Genomic DNA, 1274 nt, shown 5'->3' with positions numbered 1-1274 from the left:
GCAAGGTGATCTGTGATGCGCTACAGATCGACAAGACATTGATTTCACGTATGCTTTCGATTGCGGATGCTGTCCCCCTTCCCTGCTGTCAGCCATAGGGGCAGCGCCGGGTATCGGCCGTGATCGCTGGAAAACGCTGATCGAACGTATGCGTGACATCCAGCCCAAGCAGCTGATCGATGCGGCACAAGGCGCCACATCGGATGCAAGGTTCGAGGCCGTGTTGGCGCATGTGACGAACCGCCCCAAAGCAGCGACGAAGCCCACCCTTGCGGGGGCGAACGGCCCGATCGGGGCAGTCACGCAAACGGCCACCCTTGCCGGTTGCGTCACGGTCAACAGCCACGAGGCAGGGTACGCCGCCGCCTTTTACGTATTCGCCGCGCACGGTGTGGCCCGGGCCCTTGGGTGCCATCATGATCACGTCAACGCCGGCTTTGGGTTCGATCAGGCCGAAGTGTACGTTCAGACCGTGGGCGAATGCGATTGCAGCGCCTTCCTTGATATTGTCGTGAACGTATTTCTTGTAGGTATCGGCCTGCAATTCATCGGGCATGGTGAACATGATCAGGTCACACCAGGCCGCAGCTTCGGCGATGCCCATGACAGTCAGACCTTCGGATTCGGCCTTCTTTGCCGAAGGCGAGCCTTCGCGCAGGGCAACAACAAGGTTCTTCGCGCCGGAGTCACGCAGGTTCAGGGGAGCCTGATGAACCAGGCCATGACGGTAGCAGCCCCCGATAAGCAAGATATCCGAGAATCTGGCCNAGGCCGAAGATATCCTGTTCCTTGGCCGTGGGCCGATGTATCCCATGGCTTTGGAGGGGNNCGCTGAAGCTGAAGGAAATCAGCTATATACACGCAGAAGCNTTATGCTGCGGGTGAGCTGAAGCATGGCCCTATCGCCCTGATTGACGCGCATGTGCCGGTAATCGTGTTGGCCCCCAAAGACACGCCTTTTTGATAAAACGGTGTCGAACATGCAGGAAGTCATGGCGCGGCACGGCAAGGTTCTGCTGATTTCCGACGCCGCGGGTGTGGCCGAAGCGGGGCATGATAACATGGGCAACTTTGACGCTGCCGACAGTTTCAGCCCTGCTGGCACCGGTTCTTTATGCAGTTGCCCTCGTGCAACTTCTGGCCTATCATACCGCCGTCCGCTAAGGGTACGGATGTCGATCAACCGCGTAACCTCGCCAAATCGGTAACTGTAGAATGACTTATATCGAAACCCTTCGTAGCAAGGCCAATGATGCCAAAGCTATCGAAGCCTT

Annotated in this window: 2 pseudogenes; one reads left to right on the top strand and one right to left on the bottom strand. The window is 57.9% G+C overall.

What is annotated here, in order from left to right:
* Positions 1-316 precede the first annotated feature (316 nt).
* Positions 317-712 (bottom strand): annotated as a pseudogene (locus tag TR36_RS13835) (ketol-acid reductoisomerase); the annotation flags it as partial.
* A 49-nt stretch (positions 713-761) separates the two neighbouring features.
* Here TR36_RS13835 and TR36_RS15060 point away from each other — a divergent pair.
* A pseudogene (locus TR36_RS15060) lies at positions 762-1219 on the top strand (SIS domain-containing protein); the annotation flags it as partial.
* Positions 1220-1274 lie beyond the last annotated feature (55 nt).

Origin of the sequence: Falsirhodobacter sp. alg1 (assembly GCF_000739715.2) — a bacterium.
Taxonomy (GTDB): domain Bacteria; phylum Pseudomonadota; class Alphaproteobacteria; order Rhodobacterales; family Rhodobacteraceae; genus Falsirhodobacter.
Note: the sequence above shows the minus strand (reverse complement) of the source record. Positions and strands in the feature narration are given on the sequence as shown.